21 protein-coding genes are annotated in these 21,902 nt (G+C 62.8%); 15 read left to right on the top strand and 6 right to left on the bottom strand.

Annotated elements, in window-relative coordinates; translation table 11 throughout:
• Positions 1-3 precede the first annotated feature (3 nt).
• Positions 4-918 (bottom strand): ABC transporter permease, encoded by a 915-nt coding sequence (locus tag SINAR_RS0105530; RefSeq protein ID WP_027998151.1) that lies wholly within the window; start codon positions 916-918, stop codon positions 4-6.
• Positions 919-1,002: 84 nt separating this feature from the next.
• Entirely contained in the window at positions 1,003-2,502 is a 1,500-nt protein-coding gene (locus SINAR_RS0105525) for an ABC transporter substrate-binding protein (protein WP_027998150.1), read from the bottom strand.
• A 317-nt stretch (positions 2,503-2,819) separates the two neighbouring features.
• Between SINAR_RS0105525 and SINAR_RS0105520 the strand changes: the two genes are divergently transcribed.
• From SINAR_RS0105520 to SINAR_RS0105510, 3 genes are read left to right on the top strand one after another with little or no spacing between them, the layout of a single operon-like run.
• A complete protein-coding gene (locus SINAR_RS0105520; protein ID WP_027998149.1) occupies positions 2,820-4,010 on the top strand; it encodes a sialidase family protein in 1,191 nt (396 codons plus the stop codon).
• Complete coding sequence (gene pdxA, locus SINAR_RS0105515) at positions 4,007-4,972, top strand: 4-hydroxythreonine-4-phosphate dehydrogenase PdxA (RefSeq protein WP_027998148.1); 966 nt, start codon at positions 4,007-4,009, stop codon at positions 4,970-4,972. Before SINAR_RS0105520 ends, pdxA begins: the two co-directional genes overlap by 4 nt.
• The gene (locus tag SINAR_RS0105510; RefSeq protein ID WP_027998147.1) at positions 4,969-6,075 is read left to right on the top strand and encodes an iron-containing alcohol dehydrogenase; all 1,107 of its coding nucleotides are present in this window, start codon (positions 4,969-4,971) and stop codon (positions 6,073-6,075) included. The genes pdxA and SINAR_RS0105510 overlap by 4 nt, the downstream gene beginning before the upstream one ends.
• An 84-nt stretch (positions 6,076-6,159) precedes the next feature.
• On the opposite strand, the gene SINAR_RS0105505 is transcribed toward SINAR_RS0105510, so the two are convergent.
• Positions 6,160-6,861: a FadR/GntR family transcriptional regulator gene (locus SINAR_RS0105505; protein WP_027998146.1), complete on the bottom strand. Its 702-nt coding sequence runs from the start codon at positions 6,859-6,861 to the stop codon at positions 6,160-6,162.
• A 3-nt stretch (positions 6,862-6,864) separates the two neighbouring features.
• Positions 6,865-7,896, bottom strand: a complete 1,032-nt coding sequence (locus tag SINAR_RS0105500; RefSeq protein WP_027998145.1) for a four-carbon acid sugar kinase family protein — start codon at positions 7,894-7,896, stop codon at positions 6,865-6,867.
• A gap of 129 nt (positions 7,897-8,025) precedes the next feature.
• Here SINAR_RS0105500 and SINAR_RS1000000138150 point away from each other — a divergent pair, with 129 nt between their 5' ends.
• The 7 genes from SINAR_RS1000000138150 (at position 8,026) to SINAR_RS0105465 (ending at position 14,470) form a co-directional block, all read left to right on the top strand.
• Positions 8,026-8,445 (top strand): substrate-binding domain-containing protein, encoded by a 420-nt coding sequence (locus SINAR_RS1000000138150; RefSeq protein ID WP_027998144.1) that lies wholly within the window; start codon positions 8,026-8,028, stop codon positions 8,443-8,445.
• 337 nt (positions 8,446-8,782) lie between these two features.
• Positions 8,783-8,992 carry a hypothetical protein gene (locus SINAR_RS1000000137670; RefSeq protein ID WP_027998143.1) on the top strand — a complete coding sequence of 70 codons (210 nt, stop codon included), beginning with the start codon at positions 8,783-8,785 and terminating at the stop codon, positions 8,990-8,992.
• 213 nt (positions 8,993-9,205) lie between these two features.
• Complete coding sequence (locus SINAR_RS0105485) at positions 9,206-9,895, top strand: response regulator (RefSeq protein WP_027998142.1); 690 nt, start codon at positions 9,206-9,208, stop codon at positions 9,893-9,895.
• Between the two features lie 42 nt (positions 9,896-9,937).
• Positions 9,938-11,107 (top strand): FIST signal transduction protein, encoded by a 1,170-nt coding sequence (locus SINAR_RS0105480; protein WP_027998141.1) that lies wholly within the window; start codon positions 9,938-9,940, stop codon positions 11,105-11,107.
• Entirely contained in the window at positions 11,104-13,347 is a 2,244-nt protein-coding gene (locus tag SINAR_RS0105475) for a PAS domain-containing hybrid sensor histidine kinase/response regulator (protein WP_027998140.1), read from the top strand. The genes SINAR_RS0105480 and SINAR_RS0105475 overlap by 4 nt, the downstream gene beginning before the upstream one ends.
• A gap of 95 nt (positions 13,348-13,442) precedes the next feature.
• Positions 13,443-14,120 carry a hypothetical protein gene (locus SINAR_RS0105470; RefSeq protein ID WP_027998139.1) on the top strand — a complete coding sequence of 226 codons (678 nt, stop codon included), beginning with the start codon at positions 13,443-13,445 and terminating at the stop codon, positions 14,118-14,120.
• Positions 14,117-14,470, top strand: a complete 354-nt coding sequence (locus tag SINAR_RS0105465; protein ID WP_027998138.1) for a hypothetical protein — start codon at positions 14,117-14,119, stop codon at positions 14,468-14,470. Before SINAR_RS0105470 ends, SINAR_RS0105465 begins: the two co-directional genes overlap by 4 nt.
• 55 nt (positions 14,471-14,525) lie before the next feature.
• On the opposite strand, the gene SINAR_RS0105460 is transcribed toward SINAR_RS0105465, so the two are convergent.
• On the bottom strand, positions 14,526-15,347 hold the full coding sequence (locus SINAR_RS0105460) for a quinoprotein dehydrogenase-associated SoxYZ-like carrier (protein WP_027998137.1): 822 nt from the start codon (positions 15,345-15,347) through the stop codon (positions 14,526-14,528).
• A gap of 206 nt (positions 15,348-15,553) precedes the next feature.
• On the opposite strand from SINAR_RS0105460, the gene SINAR_RS0105455 reads away from it, so the two are divergent.
• Positions 15,554-16,615: a quinoprotein relay system zinc metallohydrolase 2 gene (locus SINAR_RS0105455; protein WP_027998136.1), complete on the top strand. Its 1,062-nt coding sequence runs from the start codon at positions 15,554-15,556 to the stop codon at positions 16,613-16,615.
• A gap of 58 nt (positions 16,616-16,673) precedes the next feature.
• On the opposite strand, the gene SINAR_RS0105450 is transcribed toward SINAR_RS0105455, so the two are convergent.
• Entirely contained in the window at positions 16,674-17,303 is a 630-nt protein-coding gene (locus SINAR_RS0105450; RefSeq protein ID WP_027998135.1) for a hypothetical protein, read from the bottom strand.
• Between the two features lie 170 nt (positions 17,304-17,473).
• Here SINAR_RS0105450 and SINAR_RS0105445 point away from each other — a divergent pair, with 170 nt between their 5' ends.
• The 4 genes from SINAR_RS0105445 (at position 17,474) to xoxF5 (ending at position 21,846) form a co-directional block, all read left to right on the top strand.
• A complete protein-coding gene (locus SINAR_RS0105445; protein ID WP_027998134.1) occupies positions 17,474-18,601 on the top strand; it encodes an S-(hydroxymethyl)glutathione dehydrogenase/class III alcohol dehydrogenase in 1,128 nt (375 codons plus the stop codon).
• A gap of 8 nt (positions 18,602-18,609) precedes the next feature.
• The gene (gene fghA, locus SINAR_RS0105440; RefSeq protein ID WP_027998133.1) at positions 18,610-19,440 is read left to right on the top strand and encodes an S-formylglutathione hydrolase; all 831 of its coding nucleotides are present in this window, start codon (positions 18,610-18,612) and stop codon (positions 19,438-19,440) included.
• Positions 19,441-19,453: 13 nt separating this feature from the next.
• A complete protein-coding gene (locus SINAR_RS0105435) occupies positions 19,454-19,864 on the top strand; it encodes a c-type cytochrome (RefSeq protein WP_027998132.1) in 411 nt (136 codons plus the stop codon).
• Between the two features lie 176 nt (positions 19,865-20,040).
• On the top strand, positions 20,041-21,846 hold the full coding sequence (xoxF5, locus tag SINAR_RS0105430) for a lanthanide-dependent methanol dehydrogenase XoxF5 (protein ID WP_027998131.1): 1,806 nt from the start codon (positions 20,041-20,043) through the stop codon (positions 21,844-21,846).
• The last annotated feature ends 56 nt before the right edge of the window (positions 21,847-21,902 follow it).

The following is a 21,902-nucleotide window of genomic DNA, read 5'->3' as shown; positions in this document are numbered from 1 at the left end:
TCCTCAGTGCCGGATTCGCGGATCGAGCAGCGCATAGGCGAGGTCGATCAGCACGTTCATGAGGAAGATCGCAATGGCGGTGACGAGGATCGCCGCCAGCACCACGTTGAAATCGCGCTGCAGAATGGAATCGATCATGAGCTTGCCGACGCCGGGAAAGCCGAAGATCGTCTCGACTACGACCGCGCCGTTCAACAGGCTCGCCGCCTGATCGCCGACCACCGTGATGACGGGCAGCATCGCATTGCGCAGCGCGTGGATGAAGATGATCGGCCCGGACTTCACGCCCTTGGCCCGCGCGGTCTTCACATAGGCCGAAGACAGCGCGCTAACCATGGAGCCGCGCACCACCTGGACGATGATCCCGAAGGGGCGGACGAAGAGCACCGCGATCGGCAGAATCCAGTGCACGACCGATCCGGTGCCGGATGTCGGCAGGATCGCGAAGTTGATCGAGAAAATGACGATGGCGACGATCGCCAGCCAGAAGTCCGGGACCGACGCACCGATGAGCGAGACCATCGAGGACAGTCGGTCGAAGAAACCGCCGGAGCGGAAGGCGCCCAGCGAACCGACGACGATAGCCGCTCCCGTGACCAGGGCCATCGTGATGACGGCAAGCCAGAGAGTCCAGGTGAAGGCTTCGAGGACGACATCGAGCGCAGGGCGGGCCTTGCGCAGGGATTCACCGAGGTCGCCGGTGGCGACGTCCCCCACATAGCGGGCGAACTGGACGAGGATCGGATCGTTCAGTCCGTGCAGCTCGCGGAACTGCTCCTTCATCTCGGCGGAGGCTTCGACGGGCAGAAACAGGGCCGCCGGGTCGCCGGTCATCCGGGACAGGAAGAATACCATGACGATCAGGCCGATAAGCGAGATCAGGCTTGCGAGCGCGCGTTGGCGGATGAATCTGAGCATGGCAGCCCTCGATTTTGCATGAGGCGGCGGGGGTCCCGCCGCCGGAAGGTCTTCGTTCGGATGGCCGCTCGTCCGCGGTTCAGATCATTTGATCTTGATCTCGGAGAGCTGCAGCATGGAATTCGTCGCCATCGTCGGCTTGAAATCCAGTCGCTCGGACACCCGCGAGAAACCGACCATATGGAACAGCAGCACGTCTGCCACCACCTCGTCATGCACATAGGCGATGAGCTCCGACCAGAGCTTGGCGCGTTCGTCGCCGACGGCCGCCGAGGCGCGGGCGATCATGTCGTCGACCTTCGGATCGGAAAAGCCCGACTGCGTGCCTTCGGAGTCGTATTTGAAGAACATCGAGAAGGAGGGGTCGCCCTTCGAGTTGTCGTGCATCGCGGCAACCAGCTGGGGGCCGCGCCCTTCCTTGAAAGGCTTCGAATAATAGACTTCGTGCTCGGCGACTTCTACGAACTTGAGCTCGACCTTAAGCCCGACCTCCTGCAGCTGCGCCTGGATGGCCTCCATGATCTCGGTCACGTTCGGAAAGTTCGCGGTGCGTGCGATGATGGTGATCGGTGTGTCTACCTTGACGCCATCGGCCTTGGCCTCCTCGATGAGCTTCTTGGCCTGCTCGGGATCGTAGGGGAAGACCTTCACGTCGGGGTTCCAGCCGAGCGTCGGCGGCGGAACGATCGCGGTGGCGAGGACGGCGCTGTCGGGCACCAGCGTACCGAGGAAGGCTTCGCGGTCGATTGCAAGGTTCAAAGCGCGACGGATACGGGCGTCGTTCAACGGCTCGATATTGTGGTCGATGCGCAGATAGACGGTCTCGCTGTCGAGGTAGGAAAAGTCAGTGGCCGGGTTCGTCGCTTCGGTCTGCGAGATCGACGGCGAAAGATCGGCTTCGCCCGTCTGGACCATGGCGGCGCGGACCGCAGGATCGGCGCGGAACAGATAGGTGGCCTCCGTGACCTCCGGTTTTTCGCCCCAGTAGTCGTCACGGGCGGAGAGCACGATCTGCTGCCCGGGCGTCCAGTCCGTCAGCTTGTAGGGGCCGGTGCCGACGGGTTCGCGAACGAATTCCATCGGCGTCTCTTCCGGCACGATCGTCAGCAGCGAGAGGAGCAGCGGCAGGATCGGCTGAACCGGATCGACCGTGAAATCGACGGTGGTGTCATCGACGACATCGATCTTGATGTTCATGCCGCCGAAATAGCGACGCGACTCGCAGGCGTTCTTGTCGCTCATCACGCGGTCGAAGCTGTGCTTGACGTCCTTGGCGTTGAAATCCGTGCCGTCGGAGAACTTCACGCCCTTGCGCAGGTTGAAGCGCCAGCTGCCGTCTTCCTTCTGTTCCCAGCTTTCCGCCAGACGCGGCATCAGTCCCCTGTCGCCCCGAACGTCGAGCTCGGTCAGGGTCTCGCTGACATTCTGCATGATGACGCGCCCGATGTTGGAGCGCGTGGCCATGCAGGGTTCAAGCAGGTCCGCCTCTTCCGGCAGGACGATCTTGATCGGCCCCGATGCCGCGAAGGCGGGGGCGAGCGCGGAGCCCAGCATCAGGGCTCCCAAAATCAATGTTCTCTTCATTTGCATTCTCCTCCCTCTTGGATCTCGTGTCTGGGGCGACTCCGGTGCGCCGCTCTCCATGCAGCATCGGTGGCGAGCAGCCTCCTCGCCGTTGGGCGTCCTTCTGCCGCCCGAATTGCCCAGACCATCCGATTTCTTGCTAAGTTTGTCAAATTATTTTCGACGGCATTCATGAGTGAAAAAATTCTACATCAAAAAGCACTAATGAAAACAGCGAATTATATGCGCAGTCAATCGCGTCATGATAGGCTTTTGGCGAATAGAAAACTTGACAACTTGCAAAATTTAGCGATTGTCCGATGCAACAGGAGGCATTCATGACGCCTGACGAAATCGCAAACGCAATGAGCGGCAAGCTCCGGGAGGCCGGTGGAGGACGACTGGAATCGCTTCTGCCCTCGCCCATGGTGCAGAACCACGCGGCCTTCTTGCACAGGCTCGAGGACGGAAGCCTCGTCTGTGCCTGGTTCGGTGGGACGCTCGAGGGGAAATCCGACATTTCGATCTTCGCGTCGGTATTCGCTCCCGGTGCCACTGAATGGGGCGAGCCGCAGAGGCTGAGCTTCGATGCCGACCACTCCGAGCAGAACCCGGTGCTGTTCACGGCGCCTGACGGGCGGCTCTGGCTATTCCACACCTCACAGCCTTCGGGCAACCAGGACGAATGCCGCATCCGTATGGCCGCAATCGAAAGGGACGCTGCCGATCCGACAAAACTTGAGGCATCCGAGGGACGTTATCTCGAACTGCCGCGCGGCTGCTTCATTCGCGCGCCGCTCGTTATCAGAGATGACGGCGCCTGGCTTATGCCGATCTTCCGCTGCATCCAGCGCCCCGGCCAGAAGTGGAACGGCAGCCACGACAATGCGGCTGTCGGCATTTCGACCGATGGTGGCCGAAGCTGGCAGCTTGCCGATCTCGACGGCTCCATCGGTTGCGTGCACATGAGCCCGGTGGCCGTCGGCGATACCGCCTACGCAGCCTTCTTCCGCCGCCGCCAGGCGGATCATGTCTATCGCGTCGAGAGCGCCGACGGCGGGCGGACATGGGGCCGGCCTGTGCCGACCGACGTGCCGAACAACAACTCTTCGATCGCCGTCATCAGGCTCAAGGACGGTCGGCTGGCGATGATCTGCAACCCCGTGAATGCGGCGCTTTCGGCCGATCGCCGCGCATCCCTTTACGACGAGCTCGGAGACGACGACGGCCGGCCGGAAGCCGACCCTTCGGGCGGATGCGTGCCGATCTGGGGCGTGCCGAGGGCGCCGGTGAGCGTCTGCCTGTCGGTCGACGATGGCCGGACCTTCCCGGAACGGATCGTGATCGAGGACGGACCGGGGACCTGCCTTTCCAACAATTCCACCGATGGCCAGAACAAGGAAATGTCCTATCCGTGGCTTCTGGAGGGAGACGATGGCAGCCTGCATATCGCCTACACCTTCCATCGGCGCGCGATCAAATATGTCCGTCTGCCTCCCGGTTGGGCGGACGAGGGGAGAAACAGATGAGCGAAATCATAGGCATCACCATGGGCGACCCTTGCGGCGTCGGACCGGAGATCACGGTCCGGGCGCTCGCTGAAATGCCGGTGTCGGACCGCGAGGCGACGCGCATCTACGGCAATCTCGCGACGCTTGAGGCTGCAAGGGAGGCGCTTGGGCTCGCGGTCGATCTTCTGCCCAATGTCGTAGACCTTCCGGTCGAGGGCGCGCCGCTCGCCTGGGGGAGCCTTTCGGCAGTTGCAGGCGACGCTGCCTTTCGTTTCATCGAGCGCGCAGTGCGCGATGCCGAGGCCGGTAAGATCGGCTGCATCGTCACGGCGCCGATCAACAAGGAAGCGCTCAACATGGCCGGCCATCATTACGACGGTCACACCGGCATGCTGCGCAGTCTGACCGGATCGAACGCCGCCTATATGCTTCTCGCCTCCGAGCGCCTCAAGGTCATTCATGTCTCCACCCATGTGTCGCTCAAGGAAGCGATCAGCCGCGCCACCACCGAGCGGGTGCTTGCCACGATCCGCGCCGGCGACGCGCATCTGAAGCGCATCGGTTATGAACGCCCGCGCATAGCCGTCGCCGGCATCAATCCGCATTGCGGCGAGAACGGTCTGTTCGGCACGGAAGACGACGATCAGATCGGGCCCGCTGTGTTAGCCGCGCGTGAAGAAGGCATCGATGTGCAGGGGCCGATCTCGGCCGACACCGTGTTCCACCGCGCCTATTCGGGAAGTTTCGATCTGGTCGTCGCCCAATATCACGACCAGGGTCATATCCCGATCAAGCTGGTTGCCTTCGATACCGCGGTCAACGTTTCCGTGGACCTCTCCATCGACCGCACCTCCGTCGATCACGGCACAGCCTTCGATATCGCCGGAAAGGGCATCGCCAATCACGGCAATCTGAACTCCGCGATCGCCTATGCGCGCAAACTCGTGGCCGGCCGGGCAAGCAGAAAGGCAGCGTCATGATCACCATTCATCAGCCGCGCCGCCTCGTCGTCGGCGCCGGGAGCATCGGCCAGGTCGGCGCGTGGGCCGGCGAGGTTGCCTCGACGCTCGTCATCGCGACGTCGGTCACTTCCGGATTTGCCGATCGTCTGCAGCTCTCGGGCAGGATCACCCTGTTCGATGCCATTCCCGGCGAACCGGATATCGCGACACTCGAGGCGGCGCTTGAAGCGGCGCGGAAAGCCCGTCCGGAACTGATCGTCGGACTCGGCGGCGGTTCGGTGATGGATGTCGCCAAGCTGGTCGCGGTGCTCTGGGATTCCGGCCAATCGCTCGCCGATGTCGCCGGGCCCGATCGCGTCGCCGGCCGCAATATCCGTCTGGCGCAGGTCGCGACCACCGCCGGCACTGGCTCGGAGGCCGGGATCCGTTCGCTGATCACCGATCCGGGCAAGGGCAGCAAGATCGCGGTCGAAAGTCCGCACATGATCGCCGATCTCGCCGTGCTCGATCCGGAACTCACCTACAGCGTGCCGGCTGCGGTCACCGCGGCGACCGGAGTGGACGCCATGGCCCATTGCGTCGAGGCCTTCACCAACCGCAAAGCCCATCCGATGATCGACGGCTTCGCCCGGATGGGGTTCAATCTGGTCGGCCAATATCTCGCCCGTGCCGTGCGCGACGGCGAAGATACCGAAGCGCGCGAGGGCATGATGCTGGCCTCCTATTATGGCGGCATATGTCTTGGTCCGGTCAACACGGCAGCCGGGCACGCCATATCCTATCCGCTCGGCACGCTCCTGCATCTGCCGCACGGGCTCGCCAACGCGATCATCTTTCCGCATGTGCTCGCCTTCAACCAGCCGGCCGTCGCGGCAAAGACGGCGGAAGTCGCGGATGCCCTCGGGCTTGGGCAGGGTCTCTCGCAACGCGATCTGCTGTCGGCCGCGAAAGGTTTCTGCGCCGGTCTCGGCATAGAAATGTCTCTGGCCGCCAATGGCGCGAAGGAGACCGACCTGCCGCGCTTCGCCGCGGATGCGCACGCGATCCGGCGGCTGATGGACAACAATCCGGTCGAGATGAGCGAGGCGGATGTGCTGGAGGTCTATCGGGCGGCGTTCTAAGTGTTTAGTCCAAGCAGCACGGGACGGGGGTAATTCTCGTCGAAGATGCTTCCTTCCCTTCGCCTTCCCCGGCCGGTTCTGCCGCTACTGCGAGGCCAGGAACAGGCGGTCGCGCGATCCCGTCAGATGCTTCAGCATCAGCATGCGGGCCTCTTCGGCATTGCCGGCGGCGATGGCATCGGCGATCGCCTCGTGTTCGGCGAAAACCCTCGATAGGCCGCTTGCCTCGCGCTTGACCGAGATGCCATGGAACTTCATGCCCACGGCGATGTGCTCCTTCAGCGCCTCCATGGCGGTCGAAAAGTAGCTGTTCTGGGCCGCGCGGGCGATCGCAAGATGGAACTGGAAGTCGGCATCCTCCCGGTGGGACTGCCGGTTCGTGGCGTCGCGCAGCAGTTCCAGCGCCCGGCGGATCGATGCGAGACTCGTCTCGTCATGCCGGAGCGCCGCCGCGGCCGCGGCCGCAGGCTCCAGCGTCAGCCGGAATTCATAGCAGTTCAGGAGATCGGCGACGTTTTCCAGCTGGCCGAAACCGAGCGGCTCGCGAAGGCCCACGGCGCGCACGAAACTGCCGGCGCCGCGCCGGGAATAGATGAGCCCCTGTTCCCGGAGGCGCCTCAACGCTTCCCGGACGATCGGCCGGGATACCTCGAACTCCGTCGCCAGCTCATGCTCCGTCGGCAGACGCTCGTCCGGCTTGTAGGCCCCGGACTTGATCGCGCGGTGCATTCTTTCGAACACGATGTCGGGCAGGCCCTTGCGGGGGGTCCCTTCCTGCAGTCCCATCGTCTATCTCGCCTCCCCCATGATTTGCCTTGCGATGTCACTCAGCGTATCCGGCCCGCCGAAGCCGCCGGATTTGGTGATGATATAGCGGCCACCGGCAAAGGCCAGCGCCATCCCGGGCATGCATTCGCCCAGAAGGCGGAACCGGGAAACGCCCATCCTTTCCAGCACTGCCTCGGCTGTCGCACCACCTGTAAGAAGCAGGGTCGCGGCCCCGCCGGTGAAAGCCGGAACGACGCTATCGGCCAGGTTGGCGGAGACTTCGGCCGGGCCGAGCGGCGTTTCGCCCTCGATCGCCTGAATGATGGTCACCGATCCGGTTGCGGGAGCGCTCGGCTGCTGCACCTTGCCTCCGGCGGCGGGGACATATTCGGTGGGGTGGTTTTCCCGCAGCACGTCGACCTGCTCGACTGTGATCGGGTCCCGCGATCCGACGACGATCAGGACAGGCTGCCGGGGCAGCGGTATCAGCGGCAGCGCTTCAAGACCCGTCATCCGATGGGCAAGAGCATCGGCAAGGCCTCTCGCGCCGATCATGAGGTCGCAGCCGGCCGTCTCGGCGCCTGCCAAGGCGGCGAGCATGTCTTTGCGAGACACCGTATCCGGTATCAATACCCGATCCGAATGCCGGCCGAGCCTTTCGGCGACCGGAATCGGCGCCTCTACGCCAAACCCCTGGACATGGCCGGCGACCACGATACGGCCGAAATCGGGGATGGCCGGCGCGACAAGCGCGCGGGAAAAAGGGGTAGCGTCGAGTTCGGCCCCGATATTGCCCTTCAGCCGCGAGTCGACCTTCTTGAAAATGCGGGCATCAGCCGGAACCTGTTTCAGGACGCCGGACGTCGCCTCGCGCGCTTCATCCGGGGAAATCTCGCGGGAGCGCACGTTGACTGCGAGGATGTCCGGACGGTCCGCGATTGCAGCATCCACGGCGTCCAGGGCGAGGGCGACTTCCGTATGAAGGCCGCGGCCTGCAAAAGGGGCAGCCGAATCAAGAGCGCCCGTCAAATCATCCGCGAGTATCACAAGCATGTGGAGACGCTGCACATCCGATTGTTGTTATCTTAAGTGTTGCATTTTCTACATGCATTGCAAGGATTTGCCAATTTAAATTTACAAATATGCCGGGAAAGGACTTCGTGCTGGTGCAGTCGGCACGCCATGAACCGGCAAACGATGCTGTGGAAGTTCTGGCCTTCTGAACGCCAGAAAGAGCGGCGGGGGGCGGAGCTGGCCATCGAGGCGCCCCTGGACCGCGGCTACGGCAACATCCCCCCGAGGCGCGAGCAGTTCCTGCGCGCGTTTTTCGCAGACGCCAAGAGGCCGCGCGCCGTCGTCTGCTGGAGCGACCTTGACGCGATCACCCTGCTCAACCTGGCCGCCGAAATGGGTGTGCGCACTCCCGGCGATCTTGCGGTCATCGGTTATTCCGAAGCGGAACGGCTCGCGCAACTCGTATCGTGTTTCAGGATCTCGCCGGCGGGGACAGCGGCTGGACCTTCCGGACATTGGAAGCCGCGGGTGGCCTCCCCGGCAAGCGAATTCATCCATATGCTCAGGACCGCATGCAGGAGCCGGTAGGACAGACGGGAAAATCTGCTAACGGGTTCTTCTCGCAATGCGGCAATGAATGGTTTAAGCCGCTTCGACCCGGTAATGCACCGCGAGATTCACCTTGTCCTTGCGCATGCGCAGGGCTCCCACTGGTCCGTGAAGGAGCGTGGCGCGCCTGGCAAGACGTCGAGGAAGACCAGCGCGCAATCGGCTCGCATCGTCCCGTCGCGATCAGAAGCAGGCAGGGCCGTTCGTCCGGATGCGGGGGGTGAAATCCGAGCCCCTTCTGGCCGGCGGCTGGCGCATTCACGCGTTGACGGTTATATTAGCCCGCGCGGAGACTCCATCCGGAATGGGAGAAGCCATGGATCCGGTAACGCTCGTACTGACCGTGTGCCTTGCATCGGCGCCCGAAAAGTGCCGGGAGGAAACGCTGCGGTTTCAGGACTTGAGGTCCTTGAATCAATGCATGTTCCAGTCTGCCGTTTACATCGCCGAATGGTCCGAGCAGCATCCGGCGCTTCGCGTCAAGAAATGGCGATGCAGGCTCGCAGATGCGAGCCGGTCCGCCTGAGCCCGGGCACTCCGGAACAGGCGCTCTTGAGCGCATCGCGGGCAGAATACGTCGCATGTCAAATCTCGGGAATTGCCCGTGGTGGAAAACTATGCGACAACGATTCGCGTCGTGCTGGGGAGAGTGCGACGGCCCGGGAGAGAGATATTTTAGGTGATGTCGGAACGACTTCGAGTCGCTCCGAGGGCCTTGAGATATCTCGGGAGGAGAACCATGCCACGGACAGCCTTGCCCGTTCATTCGCCTTCGATAAAGTCGGCCCTGGTGATCGATGATCATCCGCTCTATTGCGATGCTCTGGCCGCGACGATGGAAAGTACCTTCAATACGCGCCGGATCAGAACGGCGACTTCGCTGAGTGAGGCGCTGCAGCAGCTCAGGATGCGCTTTTCACCCGATTTGATCATGCTCGATCTGAACTTGCCCGATGCGTCAGGCCTGAGCGGATTTCTGAAAATCAAGGAGAAAATGCCCGATATCCCGGTCATCGTGATCTCCGCCTTCACGTCGAAGGACGTCGTTCAATCGGTCATCGCTGCCGGTGCTGCGGGGTTCATTCCCAAGGACATCGACCGTCACGATTTCCAGGAGGCGATGCAGGACATCTGGAACGGCAAGACCTATGTGCCGCCGGGCTATGCGGGGCCGGCGCGTGCGACGGCCACGGACCAGTCGGTGGAAACGATCTCACGCAAGATCGCCCATCTGTCGCAGCAGCAGACCCGTATTCTGAGCCTGATCTGCGAAGGCATGCCGAACAAGCTGATCGCCTACGAAATGCAACTGGCCGAGGCAACCGTCAAGGCGCATATCACAGCGCTTCTGCGTCGGCTGGGTGTCCATAATCGCACCCAGGCCGCGATGCTGGTACGCGAAGTATCGATCCGTCACAGCCTGCAGTGAAGCGTGCCGGCGTGTCGGAATGGGAGTGGAGGGTGACGGTGCATGACCGCTGTCGATGATCTTGACAGCAAACCGGCGGAGGCGGTGCGGCTTGCGACGTCACGTGCCGATGATGCGTTCACTGCTCTTGCTGAAATCAGACGGCAGCTCGCCACGGCCAGGCCGAGCTTCATCTTCCTGTTCGTGCCGAACAGGCTACAGCCGGACGACCTTGCCGCAGCCCTTCGGAAGTCGTTGCCGAACACGGTGGTCTTCGGCTGCACGACGGCCGGCCAGATCACGCCGCGCGGCTATGAAAACGACACTTTGCTGGCGGTCGCCTTCCAGCGGCATCATTTCCGCGTGGCCTCGATCCTGTTCCAGCCGATTTCTCCGGTCTCGATTGCCGATATCGTTTCCCAGACGGAGCGGCTGGCCACCCAGTTCCGCGTGACGCCGGGCCGAAAGCGGCTGGCGTTGATATTCGCAGACGGACTGTCCAAGCAGGAGGATATCCTGGTGGCGGCCCTGGAGGCGGGACTGAAAGACATTCCCGTTTTTGGCGGCTCGGCCGGCGACGGGCTTCGGTTCCAGCGCACGCAGGTGCTTCGCAACGGTGAATTCCACAGCAATGCCGCCCTCCTCCTGCTGCTTGAGACCGATCTGGAATTCAGCGGTCTCGGCTTCGACCATTTTCAACCTACCGACCAGCGCATGGTGGTGACGCGCGCCGTCCCGGAGGAACGACTGGTCCTGGAGATCAACGGCTCGCCGGCGGCGGAGGAATATGCCCGGCTCGTCAAGGTCCCGGTCGGCGAATTGTCCCCGATGGTTTTCGCCGAGAATCCGGTTCTGGTGCGCAACGGCAATCTCTATCACGTCCGCGCGATTCAGCAGATTCAAGGGGAGCATGGGCTCACCTTCCTGTCGGCGATCGACGATGGTCTCCTGTTGCGGCTCGGCCGCGGCAAGGAAATCATCCGCACGCTCGAGGCGGGGCTGGCGGTCAGCGGCCATGATGGCGAAGCGCCGGACTTTATCCTGGGTTTCGACTGCTATCTGCGCAAGCTCGAGATCGAGCGGAAGGGGCTGGATAGCGAGGTATCCGAGCAGTTGCGGCAGCGCCGCGTCGTCGGCTTCAACACCTATGGCGAACAGCATCTCGGCGTGCACGTGAACCAGACCTTTGTCGGCGTCGCCTTTTTCCGGCCGAAGGAAGGCGCTCCGCTATGATCGATCCGAACGAACCCTACGAACTCCAGATCGCCAAGCAGGCCAAGATCATCGAGGCCCTGGTCAACCGGGCCGAGCGCGGCCACGAAGTGGGTGGTTCGGCCTATTCGCTCTTCGAATCCGCCATCGCCCTCCAGGCGAAGGTCTGGGAAAAGACCAAAGATCTCGAAAAGGCCCTCGACACGCTCGACCGGGCCTCGAGCGAGCTCGAGGTCGCCTACCAGGCGCAGGAGCGAATCCAGAGAAACCTTGCAGACGCTATGGTGGCGATGGAGGACGGCTTCGCGCTCTTTTCCGAAGAGCGACTGCAGGTATGCAACGCCCAATTCCGAAATTTGCTGCCCGACGTCGAGCCGCTGATCAAGCCCGGCCTCGGCTTCAATGACTATCTCGCAGCCGTCAATGCAAGCAAGTATCTGAACCGGGAGGAAAATGGCGTTGTCGGTCGGCCACAGCCCGTGGCGAAGGAGCAGGGATCCGGCCAACGCTTTTCGTCCTTCGTGATGGTGCTGCGGAACGACCGCTGGTTCCAGATCTCCTACCGGCAGACCAGTTCCGGCAACATCACGGTCCTGCAGACCGAAATCACCGATATCGTGCGGGAGAACCGGCGCGAGAAGAATCGCCTGATCGACCAACAGTCCCATCTCCTGCAAGCGGCCTTCGATCACATGTCGCTCGGCATCTGCACGTTTTCATCGGGCGGCGAATTGCTGGTCCGCAACGGCCGGTTCGGCGAGCTTCTCGGCGTGCCGCTTTCGCTCCTGAAAAAGGGAAGTCCCTTTCAGCGCATCGTCGAACATGTCGAACGCCACGAGATTCTCGACGGCGAAGGACGCCGATCCAGGGTCGCCGGCTGGTTCAAGGCCGTGCGCCGCGGCGAGGCGGTCCAGGAGCGTTTCCGCCGCCGCGACGGGATGAGCCTCGACATCCGCATCCATTCTCTGCCCGACGACGGGTTCATAGTCTCGATCATGGACGTGACCGCGGAGACCCAGGCCTCGGCGCTTCTGGAGCAACGCGTACAGGAGCGGACGGCCGAGCTGACCGAGGCCAATCGCCTGCTGCAGATCCACGCCGACGAGCAGACCAAGATCGAGGCGGCACTTCGGCACGCCAAAGAGGCCGCCGAAGCAGCTCACACATCCAAGACTCGCTTTCTGGCAGCGGCCAGCCATGACCTCCTTCAGCCGATCAACGCCGCGAAGCTCTACCTTTCGATGTTGACGGACAAGGCGGGGCAGCCGGGCAGGGAAGAAGTCGTGAGTCGTCTGAAGCGATCCTTCACCTCCATCGAATCGCTCCTGCAGGCGCTTCTCGACATTTCCCGCCTCGACAGTTCGGGAGCCGAGTTCAACGTCACCTCGTTCAATCTCGGAAACCTGCTGCAGGGCGTGGCCGAAGATCTGGCACCTTTGGCGACGGAGAGAGGGATCGATCTTCGTATCGTACCCTCCTCGCGCTGGGTCAGCAGCGATCAGCGCTACCTGATGCGCTGCGTCCAGAACCTCGTGGTGAACGCCATTCAATATACGGAGCGCGGCCGGGTGCTGGTCGGGTGCCGGCTGACCGGCGATGCCGTGCGAATAGAAGTCTGGGATACCGGTGTCGGAATATCCGAGGAGGATCGCACACGAATATTCAAGGAGTTTACCCGGGCCAGTGGCGCGGCGAAGGGCCCCGGCATGGGACTTGGCCTGTCGATCGTCGAGCGCGCATGCCGGCATCTCGACCATCCCATCCGGCTGGCCTCACGGCCCGGCCGAGGCTCGGTCTTCTCGATCGAGCTACCGTTGGCCGTGCCCGGCCGTGCCAGCGTCAGCGAGGATCCGAGAATGGAACCGACGCTCGACGGCAGCCTGGATCTGATCGTGATGATCGTCGAAAACGATGCCGACGAACTTCACGCGATGACACAGGTTCTGGAAAGCTGGGGAGCCAGCGTTCTGGCCGCGGGCTCGACTGCCGATGCGGCGGCCCTGATGCAGGAAATCGGAACGGCGCCCGACATTTTGCTGGTCGACTATCAATTGGACGATGACGATAACGGCATCGAAACGATCCGCACTCTGCGCGCGCTTGCAGGCGCGGAAATCCCGGCAATCATCATTTCCGCCAACCGGCAGCGGCAATTCCTGCAGCTCTGCAACGAAATGTCCTTTGTCGTGCTCACCAAACCGGTGCAACTGGTGCGGCTCAGGGCGCTGATCGATTGGAAGACCCGGACCCGCGTTGCGTAGGGCAAACACAGACAAAGGTCGCCGATGACATTGCCGGAGCCACTGCTAGGCTCCATGCCGGTAAACGGTGGCTTCAATCAGACGGTAGATCCGCGATGCGCATATTTCTCCTGATCGCCCTATTCTTGCTTGGACCGGGTCACGGACCGGTGGCTGCTGCGGAAACCTACGAGCTTCTCTTCCATTCGGCGGCGTTGCAGGGGCTGGACGCGGCAAAGGGCGGATCCGACGCTGCGCAGAGCACGCTCGTCTACGACAAGATCGTGTCCGGGGCGGATGCAGGGCAGAGAGGCGGCAGCTTCACGGTCGGCCTGAAGCTCGGAGCCGGCGACAATGTCTCGATGACGCTCTATCAGGGCAGCGCGTCCCGGGGGCTTGGCAACTATCCCAGTTCGGTCGGCAATCCCCTGATCATGTATTTTCTCGAAAGCGTGCTTTCGGATCTTGCGGCACAATCGGGCGGCAGCCCCTTCTATATGCGCAACCGCATCAAGGAAGCCCTGTTGCGGAGTGCGCAGATCGAGCCGGTATCGCTGCGTTATCGCAACCGCGAGATCGCCGCGCGCGAGGTGACGATCCGGCCGTTCGAGCACGACAGGGCGCGCGAACAGATGGGGCGGGTCTCGCAACTGTCGCTCGCAGTTACCGTGTCGGAAGACATTCCCGGCTGGTATTATTCGCTGGTCGCCACCGTACCTTCGGCGGCAGGCGGGCCGGGGGCCGGCTACTCCCACGCGATCACCTTGAAAGAAGCTGCGGAGGGTCGGCCATGATGCGCGCCGCCCTGTCGGCACTGGCAATCGCGGTAGCGGCGGTCCCCGCAGGCGGGCAGAGCATGTCGGAGCGCCTGAACGACTACCCGACCGAGGCGAGAGCCGACTATGTTTTCGGCTGCATGGCAGCCAATGGGCAAAGCCGCGAGGTGTTGAGCAAATGCGCCTGCTCGATCGACACGATCGCCTCGATCCTCCCCTATGACAAATATGTTCGGGCCGAAACGGTCTTGTCTCTCCAGCAGGGAAGCGGCGAGCAACTGTCGATGTTCAAGTCGGCTGCGGTGTCGCGCACCATGGTAGCGGATCTGAGACGCGCTCAGGCGGAGGCGGAGATGCTGTGTTTCTAGAGTACTTCCAGGAAAAGCCTGTAGCGGTTCTCGTCGAAGGGACAGCGGCCCTCATTCAGGCGGGCGGCGTCTTCGGCAGGACGCGGTCGAAGACATTGCCGTCCGTATCGACGGCGTGGACCGTGAAGGCCGGGGCACCATTGTCGGTATAGCTGAAACGGAACACCGGATTTTCGCTGATCGAGATCCCGCCTTCCAGCTTGAACAGAAGCTCGTCCCCCTGTTTCACGACCAGCTCGTTGATGAATTTCGCGCCGATGAAGAGCTGCGTGATCTGATCTCGCTGCAGGCCGGAATAGTTCGGGTGGCGGATCATGATCTGCGCCTCGCGGCGGGCTTCCGCTTTCGATGCCGCCGCCGCGGCCCCGTCGAAGAGCCTCAGCCGCATCTCTCCCATGCCCTCGAGGGCCGCGACGGGATCCTTGGTGGCCGGCGCCGAGCAGCCGCCGGAGGCCTTGACGAAGCGGCCGTTCATGAAAAGGCCCTGTGGCGTCTCGGCAACGGCACGGATGTTGGAATACTGGTTGACGCGGACGCGGGTTTCGAATTTGAGCGGCGCCATCGCTTGGCCGAAGCGGATCTCGGCGGCGAGCGGCGCAGGGTTCTCGTCGATCACCAGCTTGATGGATTCGATGGGGCCCGCCGACGGGTCCGTTTGCTCGATGGTGACAGGCACCGTTGCCGCGTCGTTGGCGCGGTAGGGAGCCTCCACGGAAAACAGAGCGGCGCCGTTCAAAACGGCCGCCTCGCCGACGATATCGCCTTTCAGGTCTTGCCAGGTAGAACTCTCTACGAGCGGGTTGTCCGGCTTCGCCGGCTCGGCCGACGCGAAGCCTGCCGCCAGCATGACGGGAAGAAACGCGAAGATAAGCTTCATGGTTCAAACCCCTTTCGCAGGACAGGGCACGGCTCCCGCAAGCATAGGACGAGATGGTCGAGAGCAGAACCGAGCCTTTCGGATGTGTTGTCTGCTTCGACCCGCGGCCACAGGCTTTGCTGCAAAAGGTTCGAGTTCAATTGTATCCGACTGCCGGCCGAGACAATACAAAGGCCGCTGTTGTCGCCGGCAAGGGGAGGCTGGAAGTGTTCGAAGCGTTCGTGACGATGTGCCTCATTGCGGCGGCCGGCTCCGGAGCGCCGCAGGTAAGTCAGACTTGCCGTGAAGCACTGCTGCCCGGCTTTTCGGCGGACACGAAGACGGCGTGCGAACATGCGCTGCGTCCGGTTGCCCGTCAGCCGGGCCACTGGACGGAGAAACCGCCATTCTGCGCCCCGAGGCCTGCCTCGACCCTCGCCTTCAGCGAGGCGGCCCGGGGAGTCTTCGTGCATCGCGGCCGGGTGGCGGAACCGGACCCGGAAAATGGCGGCGACGTTTCCAACATCGCTTTCATCATCGGATCGCGCAGCATCGCCGTGATCGATTCCGGCGGCGCGCGCAAGCTGGGCGAGGATATCTATCTGGCGATCCGCGAGCGAAGTTCCCTGCCGATCAGCCACCTGATCCTCACGCATATGCATCCGGACCACGTTTTCGGCGCCGAACCGCTTCGCGAGGCCGGCGCGACGATCCTCGGCCAGGCCAACCTGCCGCGGGCGCTTGCCGACCGGGCCGAGAGCTATCGAGCGAACTATTCCCGATTGATCGGCGAGGCGGGATTTCTGGGAAGCCGCGTACCCGTGCCGGATCGGGCAATAGCGCAGGAGGAGGTGATCGACCTCGGCGGCCGGATACTGGAGCTGCGCGCGTGGCCGTCCTCGCATACCGCCTCCGATCTGACTGTGCTCGACCGGACTTCCGCTATCCTCTTCGCCGGCGACCTGCTGTTCGACACGCACACGCCGGCCCTCGACGGCTCGTTGCGCGGCTGGCTTTCCGTTCTTTCGCAAATGAAGGAGCTCGGCGCACGCCAGGTCGTGCCCGGCCATGGAGGGCCGCTGCTCGAGTGGCCGCAGGCGGCCGAGCCAGTCGAACGTTACCTCCGTGTCCTGGAGTCCGACACGCGCAAGGCGCTCGATGAGGGTCTGGCCCTTGGGCCGGCAAGCGAGGTCATAGGCCGAAGCGAGGCTGGCCGCTGGCGTCTGTTCGATCTCTACAATCCGCGTAACGCCACGGCCGCCTATACGGAGCTGGAGTGGGATCCCTGAAGTACTTTCAAATCACTTCCAGGAAAAGTGTGGAACGGATTTCAACGGGTTGGACCGGTCAATCCGGGATGTGCTTGAGCAGAATCTGGGCAATGGCATAGGCGCGTTTTTCCAGGAGCACCGGCGTCTCGCAGACATAGGTGAGCGCCTGCGAGCGTTCGCGATAGATGCGCTCGTCCCAGTCTATCTGCTCCTCCAGCTTGTCGATACGGTCGAAATCCTGGCTCTTTTCCCGGGAAAGCTTCGCCATCTCGACCCGGGCGCCTTCAATACGGGACGAGAGGGCGATCTGGCTGCGGGAATATCGGGCGATCCCTGCGATCAGCCGCTGGCGGGTTTCGGCGATATTGTCGAACACGCCGTAGAAGATGTTGCCGAGCAGTTGACCGTCGACCCGGCTGTTCCGCTCCGCGAAGGCGCGGACATGCGCGTCGGCCTCTTCGAGGCTGACCCGGCGAAGCGACAAGGTTTCCACGAGGTCCTTCGCTTCGGGCGACAGCGGCGTGCGGGTCACCGGTGCGGGCCACATCAGGCTCGCGGACAGATTCTGGACCTTGCGCTGGATACAGGGCCAATCCGGATCGGAAAAATCCATGGCGGCTGCGACGCCGGGGGCTTGCGTCAGACATAGCGCCAGACCGAGCGCCAAACCGCGCAGGTGGCCTGACGCATGACAGGCGACTCTCATCCGTGATGTCTCCGTGTTCTCAGGGGTGTCAGTATAGGGCGACCGGTGGAGAAGCCAAAGGTCGCGTTTTACACACTAAGGTCGCAATTGTCTTTGTGCTTTGGCCCGTCTGTAATCTGTGCACAAGGCCCCACAAGGCCCCAGACATAATGTAGTAACCGGAGGTATCCATGCGCACTCGCGCTGCTCTGGCCGTCGAGGCCGGAAAACCCCTTGTCGTGACTGAAGTCGAGCTCGAGGGCCCCAGGGCCGGCGAGGTTCTGGTCGAGGTGAAGGCGACCGGCATCTGCCATACCGACGATTTCACGCTTTCGGGGGCCGATCCGGAAGGGCTGTTTCCGGCGATCCTCGGGCATGAGGGCGCCGGCATCGTCGTCGACGTCGGTCCCGGCGTCACCAGTGTGAAGAAGGGCGACCACGTCATCCCGCTCTATACGCCGGAATGCCGCTCCTGCCCCTCCTGCCTCAGCCGCAAGACCAATCTCTGCACCGCCATCCGCGCCACCCAGGGGCAGGGGCTGATGCCGGACGGCACCTCGCGCTTTTCGCTCAATGGCGACAAGATCCACCACTATATGGGCTGCTCGACCTTTGCGAACTTCACCGTGCTGCCGGAGATCGCCGTCGCCAAGGTCAATCCGGACGCCCCCTTCGACAAGATCTGCTACATCGGCTGCGGCGTCACCACCGGCATCGGCGCGGTGATCAACACCGCCAAGGTCGAGATCGGTTCGACGGCGATCGTCTTCGGCCTTGGCGGCATCGGCCTCAACGTCATCCAGGGGCTTCGCCTCGCCGGCGCCGACATGATCATCGGCGTCGACCTGAACAACGACAAGAAGCCCTGGGGCGAGAAGTTCGGCATGACCCATTTCGTCAATCCGAAGGAGGTCGGCGACGACATCGTGCCCTATCTCGTCAACCTGACGAAGCGCGGCGCCGACCAGATCGGCGGCGCCGACTACACCTTCGACTGCACCGGCAACACCCGCGTGATGCGCCAGGCGCTCGAAGCCTCGCATCGCGGCTGGGGCAAGTCGGTGATCATCGGCGTTGCCGGCGCCGGCCAGGAGATCGCGACCCGGCCGTTCCAGCTCGTCACCGGCCGCACCTGGATGGGCACCGCCTTCGGCGGCGCGCGCGGGCGCACCGACGTCCCGAAGATCGTCGACTGGTACATGGAGGGCAAGATCGAGATCGATCCGATGATCACCCACACCATGCCCCTCGAGGACATCAATAAAGGTTTCGAACTCATGCATTCCGGCGAAAGCATCCGCTCGGTGGTCCTCTATTGAGCGCGAAAATGGAACTTGCGACGCAAAGCCAATGTTTCGGCGGTACCCAGTCGGTCTACCGTCACACGTCCGAGGTCTGCGGTGTCGAGATGACATTCGGCCTCTATATGCCGCCCCAGGCGCGGACGCGCTCCGTGCCTCTCCTCTGGTATCTCTCGGGCCTGACATGCACCCATGAGAATGCCATGATCAAGGCGGGCCTGCAGCGGCATGCGGCCGAGCAGGGGCTGGCGCTGGTTTTCCCCGACACGTCGCCGCGCGGCGACGGCGTGGCCGATGACGAGGCCTATGATCTCGGCCAGGGTGCGGGCTTCTATGTCAACGCGACGCAGAAGCCTTGGTCGCCGCACTATCGCATGTATGACTACATCGTCGCCGAATTGCCCGCCCTGCTGCAGGAGCAGTTCCCCCTCAACGGCGTCAACGGCATCACCGGGCACTCGATGGGCGGCCACGGCGCCCTGACGATAGCCTTCCGCAATCCGGAACTGTTCCGCTCCGTTTCGGCTTTCGCGCCGATCGTGAACCCGACCCGGTCCGATTGGGGGCGCAAGCAGTTTTCGGCCTATCTCGGCGACGACGAGGCCGACTGGGGCAACTATGACGCCTGCCTGCTGCTCAACGAACTCGGCTGGCACGGCGATATCCTGATCGACCAGGGCGCTGCAGACCAGTTTCTGACCGAGCTGCAGCCGGAGGCGATGGCCCTATTGCTGGCGGAGCGGCGGCAGGCCGGCGTCGTGCGGCTGCAAGCGGGATACGATCATAGCTATTACTTCGTGGCGAGCTTCGGCGAAGACCACGTGCGCTGGCATGCAGAGCGGCTGAATGCCGCGTAAGGGAGAGGAAAGAATGGCTTCAAGACTTGGTACCGTACTGACCGCTACCGTCCTGCTTGGCGGAATTCTTGGTGCGACTGCGCCGGCACTTGCCCTTGATCCCTCGATTGGAGATCCCGGGGCAGGCGAGAAAGTCTTCCGCAAGTGTCAGGCCTGTCATGCGGTAGGTCCGGATGCCAAGTCGAAGGCCGGCCCCTTGCTGAACGGGATAATCGGCCGGTCGGCCGGCAAGATCGACGGCTACGCCTACTCGCCGGCTATGACGAAGGCAGCCGAGACCGGACTTACCTGGACGCCCGAAAACGTTGCGGAGTTTCTGACGAATCCGAAGGGCTTTCTACCCGGCACGAAGATGACCTTTGCGGGACTGCGCAAGGATCAGGAGCGCGCCGATATAATCGCATATCTGGCAACCTTTCCCTGAACGAAGAGGAGGAGCCGCAAACAAGGACAGAAGCAAGGCATCCCTGCGGCAGACGGAGCTTTTCCGACGGCAGGGGCAGTGTCGCAAGCCGATCCCGGAAGATGAGGAGACCGCAAGGTTTTTCCGGGGCGAGCGGGTTGAACGGCCCTATCGGCAGCACCCAAGAGGAGGATGAAATGAAACGACTTCTTACAATGCTTGCCATCATGTCGATAGGCGGCGGTGCACAGGTCGCTCTCGCCAATGATGACTTGCAGAAGCTCATCGACGACCCCAATCAATGGGCCATCCAGACCGGCGACTATGCCAATCTGCGCTACTCCAAGCTTGATCAGATCAACAAGGATAACGTCGGCAAGCTTCAGGTCGCCTGGACCTTCTCGACCGGCGTTCTGCGCGGCCACGAAGGCTCGCCGCTCGTCATCGGCGACCTGATGTACGTCCATACGCCGTTCCCGAACATGGTCTACGCGCTGGATCTCAGCAAGGATGGCCAGATCGTCTGGAAATACGAGCCGAAACAGGATCCGAACGTGATCCCGGTAATGTGTTGCGACACCGTCAATCGCGGCGTGGCCTATGCGGATAACAAGATCTTCCTGCATCAGGCCGATACGACGGTCGTAGCGCTCGACGCGAAAACCGGCAAGGTCATCTGGAGCGTCAAGAACGGCGATGCCTCCAAGGGCGAGACGAATACCGCCACCGTCATGCCCGTGAAGGACAAGGTTCTCGTCGGCATATCCGGCGGCGAGTTCGGCGTCCGCGGTCACGTGACCGCCTATTCGATTGCGGACGGCAAGCTCCTGTGGCGCGCTCACTCCATGGGCCCGGACAGCGATACGCTGATGGATCCCGAGAAGACGACCCATCTTGGCAAGCCGGTCGGGAAGGACTCCGGCCTCACCACCTGGGAAGGCGATCAGTGGAAGATCGGCGGCGGCACCACCTGGGGCTGGTATTCCTACGATCCCGAAGAGAACCTGGTCTATTACGGCACCGGCAACCCTTCGACCTGGAACCCGACCCAGCGGCCCGGTGACAATCGCTGGTCGATGACGATCTTCGCCCGCGACGTCGACACCGGCATGGCCAAATGGGTCTATCAGATGACGCCCCATGACGAATGGGACTATGACGGCGTCAACGAGATGATCCTGACCGAACAGCAGATCGACGGCAAGGATCGCAAGCTGCTGACCCACTTCGACCGGAATGGCTTCGGCTACACGATGGACCGTGTCACGGGCGAGCTGCTCGTGGCCGAGAAATACGATCCGACGGTCAACTGGGCGACTGAAGTGGTCATGGACCCGAACTCCGACCAATATGGTCGGCCCCAGGTCGTGGCACAGTATTCGACGGAGCAGAACGGTGAAGACACCAACACCACCGGCGTCTGCCCGGCGGCACTCGGCACCAAGGACCAGCAGCCTGCGGCCTATTCGCCGAAAACCGAGCTGTTCTACGTGCCCACCAACCACGTCTGCATGGACTACGAGCCGTTCCGGGTGAGCTACACCGCCGGACAGCCCTATGTCGGCGCTACTCTGTCGATGTATCCGCCGAAGGACAGCCATGGCGGCATGGGCAATTTCATTGCCTGGGACAACAAGGAAGGCAAGATCAAGTGGTCTCTGCCGGAGCCGTTCTCCGTCTGGTCCGGCGCTCTGGCAACAGCCGGCGATGTAGTCTTCTACGGGACGCTCGAGGGCTATCTGAAGGCGGTCGACGCCGCCACCGGCAAGGAGCTCTATCGCTTCAAGACGCCTTCGGGAGTGATCGGCAACGTGATGACCTATGCCCGTGACGGCAAGCAGTATGTGGCCGTGCTTTCGGGTGTCGGCGGCTGGGCCGGTATCGGTCTCGCAGCCGGCCTGACCAACCCGACGGAAGGTCTGGGCGCTGTCGGCGGCTACTCGGCCCTCAGCAACTATACCGCACTCGGCGGCACGCTGACCGTGTTCAAGCTGCCGGACTAAGAGGCAATCTTCGCCCGGGAGTTGGCGCGGGCTCACCGAAGCCCGCGCCGATTCAT

Source organism: Sinorhizobium arboris LMG 14919, from assembly GCF_000427465.1.
GTDB lineage: Bacteria > Pseudomonadota > Alphaproteobacteria > Rhizobiales > Rhizobiaceae > Sinorhizobium > Sinorhizobium arboris.
Note: the sequence above shows the minus strand (reverse complement) of the source record. Positions and strands in the feature narration are given on the sequence as shown.